An 8726-nucleotide genomic window follows, 5' to 3' on the forward strand; every position below is an offset into this window, starting at 1 on the left:
AGGGAGGAACCGAAGAGGGGCTGGTCGGACCGGGGGGTCCGGGCGGCCCCTCTTCGGTTCCTCCCTGTGTGCTCTACCGCGTCCTCTACCGCTCCGCTTCCCGGTGCCGCCGTCCGGCGGTGGTGTACTTGCCGGCCCACTCGGCGACCGCGAGCCGGCGGAGGGCCTCGTCCCGGTCACAGGGGTGTGCGCCCAGCGTGACCTGGCGGGCGACGATCGTGCGCTCCGCGCGCATCAGCCGCCAGCCGCGGCGCAACAGGAACGGCACCGACTTACGGCCCTCCTTCAGATCGCGCACGAAGCGCCGCCGGAAGGTGGTGACCGCGCCGCGGTTCAGGCAGAGCGCGTCGGCGAGGACACCGAGTTCCCGGCAGCGTTCGACGATCTCCGCGGCGAAGATGCCCTCCGCGATGAACAGGGGCGTACGGTCCAGCCGCAGCGTCTCCTCGCCGGTACGGGCGCTGAGCGAGATGTCGTACACCGGCACCGGCGTCGAACCCGTGGCGCACAAGCGGCTGATGGCGTCGAGGGCGACCTGTGCGTCCCAAGAGTCCGGGTGGTCCCAGTCGATGTCCGAACTCCCCTCCACCAGGGGCAGAGTCGGGTCGTCGGCCTCTTTGTAGAAGTCGTCCAGACGCAGGACGGGCAGCCCGGAACGGGCGGCGACCAGGGACTTGCCCGAACCCGAGGGGCCGCACAGCAGCACGACACGGGCGGGGGACGGGGGATGAATGCTCACGGAACACCAGTTTGACGCATGGCGCGCCGCCTGCCGACCCCGCGGTTCGCTTTTGAAGCGCGGGTCACCTCTCAACTACCCTGTGTCGCGACATCATTACCCTGCGCACCAGAAGGTGGCACCAGCGATGGCCCGACACAGCAAGCCCCAGCACCCCACCGCGCGCCGTGCCCTGTTCGCCCTCGTGACCGCCGGCGCGGCGCTGGGCGCGGGCGCGGCGACGGCCCAGGCGGACACGAGCGCACCCCTCGTGCACGTGCCGTGGCGGCCGACCTCCCTGGGCAACATCGACCCCGAGGCGGGCCTCACGGTCCTCACCGGCACGGTCGGCTACGTCACCGGCCCGGTCGCCGGCCTCAAGCCCAACCCTCTCGCGGGCACCGGCGTCGATCCCCTCGACAACGGAGTGGGCACCCAGGTCGCCGACTTCAAGCCCGTGGGCTCCCAGATGCTGACCGCCCCGATCGCGGAGGCCCAGTCCCTGGGGAGCCTTCCGGTGGTGGGACAGGTGCTGGCGGGGCTGAGTCACTGAGGCGTCCAGCCGCCCGAGAAGTCCCGCACCCGGTACGCCTTGTCACACCCGGGGTGGCCGCGGGTTCCCCGACCGGAAGTCACTCAGCACGCGTCGGCTGTCCACCGTGAACGGATGAGCGGGACCCAGTCCGCGCTCCCGTCTGGCCACGACATCGGTCATCAGCGCGATCCCCGCGTCCAGGCGACCGCAGGCGACCTGGGTCCGGGAGAGAAGCTGCTGGGCCGAGAGCACGAACGGGTGGTCGGGGCCGAAGCGCCGCCGGACGCCTCGGCGACCCGTCGGATCTCCTGGTCGGCGGCCTCGAAACGGCCCAACTGGTACAGCGCCCAGGCGTGGTTGTGGTGGGCGCCGAGCGTCACGGTGTGGTCGGGGCCGAGGGACCGGACGCACTGAGAGGGCAGGGACAGCGGCGCCCCGTCCTCCTCGGTGACGACGTCCGCCGGGGACAGCAGGACCAGCAGGCCCGAGCGGGAGCGCAAGGTCAGGGGGTGGGCGGGGCCCAGCGCCGCGCGGCGGCCGGCGGTGACGGCCCGTAGGAGTGCGATGGCCTCGTCCCGCCTTCCGGTGTTCCCGAGGACGAGCTGAAGGCCGAAGCCGCTGTCCAGGGCGTCGGGATCGTGAGGCCCGAACAGCCGCTTCTGGGCGGCGTGAACGGGCGCGAGCAGCGCTTCGGCCTCGGCGTACCGGCCCAGTCGGAAGAGGGCCCGGCCGGTTCTGGAGCGGGCGGCCAGCACAAGACGATGGTCCGGGCCGAGCCGCCGCTCACCGAGGTCCGCCGCGGTCCGGGCGGTCTCCCAGGCGGACAGGTAGTCCCCGGTGCGGTGCAGGGCGACGGACAGCCGGGTCACAGCGGTCAGCGCGGCGGCCAGGGGTTCCGGCTCCTGGACGTGCCGCAGCAGGGCGAGTCCGTGGGGCACCAGCATCCGGAGCGAGGGGTCGTCCGGGCCCGCGTCGGGGACGGCGGGGACGGCCGCGTCGAGCAGGCGTACGGCCGTGGTGTCGAGCACCGGCTTCCGGTCCGCCGGTGTCGCCGCCGCGACGCTGTCGAGCAGTACCCCGTGGCTCTGCGCACACCGCACCCCGATGTCCACCAGTTCGGTCAGCGACTGGTCGAGAAGGGCGCGCAGCGCGATCTCGCAGCGGGCGCGCGGCAGGATGCCGTCGATCTCGGCCCGGTTGAGCACCGACAGCGGCAGTGGTTCGGGGGCGAAACGGGACAGCAGCCTCAGCAGCGCGGTCGCCTCGCTGAGCCCCCGGGCCTCGAACGCGTCGAGGGTCAGCTGCCATGTCAGGCCCACCATGCGCCGCGGATCCCGCTCCGAGAGGGCGTCGGCGCCCTGGTCGATGAGCTCGACCCGTTCCCCTTCGTCCAGATGGCGCCCGTACGTGTCCATCGTCCAGGGGTCGAGCACCTGTTGGGAGAGGAAGCCGCCCGCCAGCGTCAGGGCGAGCGGCAGCCGCCCGAGCCGTTCCGCGATCTCGGCCGCCTCGTCCGGGGTGCCGCTGTGCGGGGCGAGGTCGCACAGCACCCGCGCCGCATCCGCACGCGGCAGTACACCGATGTGCTGCAACTCCGCGCCCGGCCACCAGTGGGAGGCGGACCGGCGCGTGGTCACGACGACCGTGCCGCCGGGGCTGGTGCGCAGCCAACTGCCGTCGCGGAGAATCTCGGGCTGGTCGGCGTTGTCCAGCACCAGCAGCCAGGGCTCGGCGGAGCGGTCGAGATACTGCCAGACGAGATCGGCGGCGGGGCGCAGTCCGTTGCGGGCGGCCAGCAGCTCACCGTCGTCGGCGCCGCGGTCGGCCGCGACCGCGAGCATCCCGGCGCGCAGACTCGCGCGATCGGCGGCGCTGACCCACAGACCCACCCTGCCGCCTTCGCCGATCGCCTGCTGGAAGAGGGTGTAGGCGACCGCGGTCTTGCCGCAGCCGCCCATGCCGTGGAGCACATAGACCTCTCCGGTGCGACTCGTACGCACGCCTGCCCGAAGCCGTTCCAGCACCTCGGTACGGTCCCGCAGGACGACCGGGGGCCGGCCGACCGCCGGACGGCGCACCGAGTCCGGGCCGCAGGGCGTGGCCGGCTCGTCGCCGTAGTGGTGATGCTCGGTGATGTGCTGGTCGCCGGACGTCTGGTAGATGCGGCCGTGGTCCTCTGCATGGCCGTCCATGGCGTCCGTCCCCACAGCTCACCCCTGACCAGAATCGATGGTTCGCTGAACGAAGCCGAGTCGCTACGCTGAGTGCCAAGTGTGCCGGTCCGGCTTGATCGTAGGGGGACGACGGTATGGCGAACAGGCCGTGGGAAGCCGATCCGGCCACCACGTTCAAACGACGGCTCGGGAAGTCACCGCAGGAACTGGGGAACACCACCGACAACCCCGACTGCCCCGACATCTGGGAGCTCGAGAACGGCGATATCGCCGTCGTCGGCCGGGACCTCACGGAGTCCCTGGGGCGGAAGCTGCCGACGGGGGTCTCGATCGGAGCGGACGAGCGGCTCGTAGTCATCCCGAGGAACATGTTGATCGCGGCGAAACCGGATATCCCGAATGTTTGACTCATTCCCGCACGGCGTTTCGGAACGCCTGGACCGCCCCACGTACCACGCGGACTTCTGGCGGGTCCGGGCGAGCGGAATCCGCCATATGAACAAGCTCGAACGAGGACAGGAGTTCAAGGAGAGGGGGTTCGCCAGCTGGGAGGCCTTCGCCGCCGGGGAATGGGACCGGGCACTGTCCCTCGTCCAGGAGAAACGCGAGGGCTATGAACGGCAGTTCCGCGAGGCGGCGCGGCTGGGCATCCTCGAACGCCGCCTGCGCGTGGTGGAGTTCCCCGTGACGCCGTATGTGCAGTGGGAGCTCCATGTCCTGCGGATGCGGGTGGAGCTGGGTGATCACATCAAGGTGCTCGACGCCCGCAAGATCTCGGACATCGAGCAGGACCGCCCCGTCCCCGAGGTGGTGATCCTCGGCGAGGTCGCCATGTACGAGGTCGTCTACGACAACGGCAACGCGGCCGGCGCCAACCGCTTCACCGACCCGGCACTGATCCGCGAGACATCGGCCGGGTTCGAGGCGCTGTACGAGCGCGGGGACGGCTTCCACGACTTCTTCGACAGGGAGATCGCCCCGCTGGCACCGCCGGTCGTGGAGTAGGCCGCAGCCCTGGGCAGGCAGGGGGACGACGCGGAGAGAGCCGCGTTCCCCGGTGGAGGGAAACGCGGCTCTCGGCCTGCTGAGGCTCGATTCCGTACGGCTCGTACGGCTTGTATGGCTCGTACGTCTTGTGGGCCTCGTACGGCTCGTACGTCTTGTGAGGCTCAGTACGACGAACCCGACGCGCCCAGCGCCCCCGTCGTGTGCCACACGGTCTTCGTCTCCAGGAAGGCCGTCAGGCGCTCGATGCCGGGGGTCTGCGTGAAGTCGACGGTCTGGGGGCGCAGTACGCGCTTCAGGTTGTCGGCGGCGGCGATCTCCAGGTCCTTGGCCAACTCCTCGTCCGCGCCCGCGAGATCGATCGCGTTCACGTCCTGGTGCGCGGCCAGCGAGGGTGCGATCTCGGACGGGCGGCCAGAGAGGATGTTCACGACGCCGCCCGGTACGTCGGACGTGGCCAGCACCTCGGCGAGGGAGAGCGCCGGGAGCGGGGCCTTCTCGGAGGCGATGACGACGGCCGTGTTGCCGGTGGCGATCACCGGGGCGAGGACCGAGACCAGGCCCAGGAAGGACGAGTCCTGGGGGGCGAGTACGGCGACCACGCCCGTCGGTTCCGGGGAGGAGAGGTTGAAGAACGGACCCGCGACCGGGTTCGCGCCGCCGACCACCTGGGCGATCTTGTCGGTCCAGCCGGCGTACCAGACCCAGCGGTCGATCGCGGCGTCCACCACGGCCGCGGCCTTGGACTTCGACAGGCCCTCCGCCTCGGCCACCTCGCGCACGAACTGCTCGCGGCGGCCCTCCAGCATCTCCGCGACCCGGTACAGGACCTGACCGCGGTTGTAGGCGGTCGCGCCGGACCAGCCGCCGAACGCCTTGCGCGCCGCGACCACCGCGTCCCGGGCGTCCTTGCGGGAGGACAGCGGGGCGTTGGCCAGCCAGTTGTTCTTCGGGTCCGTCACCTCGTACACCCGACCGCTCTCGGAACGCGGGAACTTGCCGCCCACGTACAGCTTGTAGGTCTTGAAGACGGAAAGTCGTGCGTCAGACATCGAGGTACGCCTCCAGGCCGTGGCGGCCGCCCTCGCGGCCGAAGCCCGACTCCTTGTAACCGCCGAACGGCGAGGTGGGGTCGAACTTGTTGAACGTGTTGGACCAGACGACACCGGCGCGCAGCTTGCTCGCGACGGCCAGGATGCGGGAGCCCTTCTCGGACCAGATGCCCGCCGACAGGCCGTACTGCGTGTTGTTCGCCTTGGCGACCGCCTCGTCCGGGGTGCGGAAGGAGAGGACCGACAGCACCGGGCCGAAGATCTCCTCGCGGGCGATGGTGTGGGCCTGGGTGACGTTCGTGAAGAGCGTCGGCGCGAACCAGTAACCGGCGTCCGGCAGTTCACAGGCGGGGGACCAGCGCTCGGCGCCCTCCGCCTCGCCCGCGTCGGCCAGCGCGGTGATCCGGGCCAGCTGCTCCGCGGAGTTGATCGCGCCGATGTCGGTGTTCTTGTCCAGCGGGTCGCCGAGGCGCAGCGTGGACAGGCGGCGCTTCAGCGCGTCCAGCAACTCGTCCTGGATCGACTCCTGGACGATCAGGCGCGATCCCGCGCAGCAGACCTGGCCCTGGTTGAAGAAGATGCCGTTCACGATGCCCTCGACGGCCTGGTCGATCGGGGCGTCGTCGAAGACGATGTTCGCGCCCTTGCCGCCGAGTTCGAGGGTGAGCTTCTTGCGCGTGCCGGCCACGGTCCGCGCGATCGCCTTGCCGACCGCCGTCGAGCCCGTGAACGCGACCTTGTTCACGTCCGGGTGCGCGACCAGGGCGGCGCCGGTGCGGCCGTCACCGGTCACGATGTTGACGACGCCCTTGGGCAGGCCCGCCTGGCGGCAGATGTCCGCGAAGAACAGGGCGGACAGCGGGGTGGTCTCGGCGGGCTTCAGGACGACCGTGTTGCCGGTCGCGAGCGCCGGGGCGATCTTCCAGGCCAGCATCAGCAGCGGGAAGTTCCACGGGATGACCTGGCCGGCTACGCCCAGCGGCCGCGGATTCGCACCGAAGCCGGCGTGGTCGAGCTTGTCGGCCCAGCCCGCGTAGTAGAAGAAGTGGGCCGCGACCAGCGGGAGGTCCGCGTCGCGGGTCTCCTTGATCGGCTTGCCGTTGTCCAGCGTCTCCAGGACGGCCAGTTCGCGGCTGCGCTCCTGGATGATCCGGGCGATGCGGAACAGGTACTTGGCGCGCTCGGCGCCGGGCAGCGCGGACCACTTCTCGAAGGCATTGCGGGCGGCCTTCACGGCGCGGTCGACGTCCTCCTCGGAGGCCTCGGCGACCTCCGACAGCACCTCTTCGGTGGACGGCGAGACGGTCTTGAAGACCTTGCCGCCGGTCGCGTCGGTGAACTCGCCGTCGATGAACAGACCGTAGGACGGCGCGATGTCGACGACGGAGCGGGACTCGGGCGCCGGTGCGTACTCGAATGCGGATGCGGATGCGGGTGCCATGGTGATCAGTCCACCGTCACGTAGTCGGGGCCGGAGTAACGGCCGGTGGCCAGCTTCTGACGCTGCATCAGCAGATCGTTGAGCAGCGAGGAGGCGCCGAAGCGGAACCAGTGGTTGTCCAGCCAGTCCTGGCCCGCCGTCTCGTTGACCAGGACGAGGAACTTGATGGCGTCCTTGGTCGTGCGGATGCCGCCGGCCGGCTTCACGCCGACCTGGATGCCGGTCTGGGCGCGGAAGTCGCGCACCGCCTCCAGCATCAGAAGGGTGTTGGCGGGCGTCGCGTTGACGGCGACCTTGCCCGTCGAGGTCTTGATGAAGTCGGCGCCGGCGATCATGCCGAGCCAGGAGGCGCGGCGGATGTTGTCGTACGTCGACAGCTCGCCGGTCTCGAAGATGACCTTCAGCCGGGCGCTCGTCCCGCAGGCTTCCTTGACGGCGACGATCTCGTCGTACACCTTCAGGTACTTGCCCGCGAGGAACGCGCCGCGGTCGATGACCATGTCGATCTCGTCGGCGCCCGCGGCGACGGCGTCCCGCACGTCGGCCAGCTTCACGTCGAGCGCGGCACGGCCGGCCGGGAAGGCGGTGGCGACCGAGGCGACCTTGACGCCGGAACCGGCGACGGCCTCCTTGGCGACGGCCACCATGTCCGGGTAGACGCAGACCGCGGCCGTGGTCGGGGCGGTGCGGTCGGTCGGATCGGGGTGGACGGCCTTGGCGCCGAGCGCCCGGACCTTGCCCGGGGTGTCCGCGCCTTCCAGCGTCGTCAGGTCGACCATCGAGATGGCGAGGTCGATGGCGTACGCCTTCGCGGTGGTCTTGATGGAACGGGTGCCGAGCGACGTGGCGCGCGCCTCCAGGCCGACCGTGTCGACGCCGGGCAGCCCGTGCAGGAAGCGGCGCAGCGTGCTGTCGGACGCGGTGACGTCGGCGAGCGCATGTGCGGGGGGTGCAGTGGTGGGCATGGTCACCAGACGAGCATATCTACGCGCGTAGCGGCTGTACACCCCCGGGGCGGATTCGGCGCCGGACGGGGAGCGGCGCGCCGCCCGTTCGTGGCTCGTGCGGGTCCGGTTCACGGCTCGTGCGGTCCGACCGTGGCTCGGAGAGCACGAGGGGTCACGGAGGATCACGGCGGACCGCGGAGAACCACGGATGGACAGCGGAGAATCACGGATGGATACGGGTATGGATACGGGTGCCGGGGCACATGGCGGTGCCCGCCGTGTCGTCATGCACAATCGGGGCCATGACGACCCCGGACAACAAGCCACCCGCGTCGCCGCCTCCGGTGCCCGCCGTGAAGGACCGGATCTACCGCTCGCCCATGGGGCTCGTGGGCGGCGTGCTGCTGCTCGCGGTCGTCGCCTGGCTGGGCTGCGACGCGCTGTTCAACGGCCACGGCCGCACCCCGTGGCTCGCGCTGGCCACGATGATCCTGGTCCTGCCGCTGGTGATCGCCTTCACGCTGCGCCCGGCCGTGTTCGCCAACGAGGAACGGCTGCGGATCCGCAACCCCTACCGGGTGATCTCCGTGCCGTGGAGCGAGGTCGAGGCGCTGCGCTCCAGCTTCACCAACGAGGTGCGCACCAAGTCCGGCGGCAAGTACCAGCTGTGGGCCGTTCCCGTGTCGCTGCGCGGCCGCAAGAAGGCCGAGCGGCGGGCGGCGTCCGCGGCACGGCGGTCGGCGAGGGGCGCGGCCGGGCTCGGCGGGGGGCTCGGTGCCAGAGGCGCCGGCTTCGCCGGGCTCGCCGCCCGCGGCGCCGACGACACCGGACCGTCCCGCGCCGAGAGCGACAAG

The 8726-nt window shown here is 71.0% G+C and carries 9 protein-coding genes; 4 read left to right on the forward strand and 5 right to left on the reverse strand.

Translation table 11 applies throughout. From position 1 onward, the window contains the following. Window positions 1-85: 85 nt before the first annotated feature. Window positions 86-739: a uridine kinase family protein gene (locus CCN72_RS31200; protein ID WP_232987526.1), complete on the reverse strand. Its 654-nt coding sequence runs from the start codon at window positions 737-739 to the stop codon at window positions 86-88. 127 nt (window positions 740-866) lie between these two features. Between CCN72_RS31200 and CCN72_RS31205 the strand changes: the two genes are divergently transcribed. Further along, the gene (locus CCN72_RS31205; RefSeq protein ID WP_086811455.1) at window positions 867-1271 is read left to right on the forward strand and encodes a hypothetical protein; all 405 of its coding nucleotides are present in this window, start codon (window positions 867-869) and stop codon (window positions 1269-1271) included. A gap of 161 nt (window positions 1272-1432) precedes the next feature. On the opposite strand, the gene CCN72_RS31210 is transcribed toward CCN72_RS31205, so the two are convergent. Further along, window positions 1433-3445, reverse strand: coding sequence for a tetratricopeptide repeat protein (locus CCN72_RS31210; protein WP_341868900.1), 2013 nt, complete (start codon window positions 3443-3445; stop codon window positions 1433-1435). A gap of 116 nt (window positions 3446-3561) precedes the next feature. On the opposite strand from CCN72_RS31210, the gene CCN72_RS31215 reads away from it, so the two are divergent. Then, complete coding sequence (locus tag CCN72_RS31215) at window positions 3562-3834, forward strand: hypothetical protein (protein ID WP_086811457.1); 273 nt, start codon at window positions 3562-3564, stop codon at window positions 3832-3834. Next, entirely contained in the window at window positions 3827-4432 is a 606-nt protein-coding gene (locus CCN72_RS31220) for a DUF6879 family protein (RefSeq protein ID WP_086811458.1), read from the forward strand. Before CCN72_RS31215 ends, CCN72_RS31220 begins: the two co-directional genes overlap by 8 nt. 164 nt (window positions 4433-4596) lie before the next feature. Here CCN72_RS31220 and CCN72_RS31225 read toward each other — a convergent pair whose 3' ends face one another. The 3 genes from CCN72_RS31225 to deoC are packed head-to-tail and all read right to left on the reverse strand — an operon-like array spanning window position 4597 to window position 7890. Beyond that, a complete protein-coding gene (locus tag CCN72_RS31225) occupies window positions 4597-5484 on the reverse strand; it encodes an aldehyde dehydrogenase family protein (RefSeq protein WP_086811460.1) in 888 nt (295 codons plus the stop codon). After that, window positions 5477-6925 carry an aldehyde dehydrogenase family protein gene (locus tag CCN72_RS31230; protein ID WP_086811462.1) on the reverse strand — a complete coding sequence of 483 codons (1449 nt, stop codon included), beginning with the start codon at window positions 6923-6925 and terminating at the stop codon, window positions 5477-5479. Before CCN72_RS31230 ends, CCN72_RS31225 begins: the two co-directional genes overlap by 8 nt. A 5-nt stretch (window positions 6926-6930) precedes the next feature. Further along, window positions 6931-7890: a deoxyribose-phosphate aldolase gene (gene deoC / locus CCN72_RS31235; protein ID WP_202442697.1), complete on the reverse strand. Its 960-nt coding sequence runs from the start codon at window positions 7888-7890 to the stop codon at window positions 6931-6933. A 284-nt stretch (window positions 7891-8174) separates the two neighbouring features. Between deoC and CCN72_RS31240 the strand changes: the two genes are divergently transcribed. After that, on the forward strand, window positions 8175-8726 hold a 552-nt coding region (locus CCN72_RS31240), incomplete at its 3' end, for a PH domain-containing protein (RefSeq protein WP_086811465.1).

The sequence above is a fragment of the Streptomyces murinus genome (assembly GCF_002154555.1).
GTDB lineage: Bacteria > Actinomycetota > Actinomycetes > Streptomycetales > Streptomycetaceae > Streptomyces > Streptomyces murinus.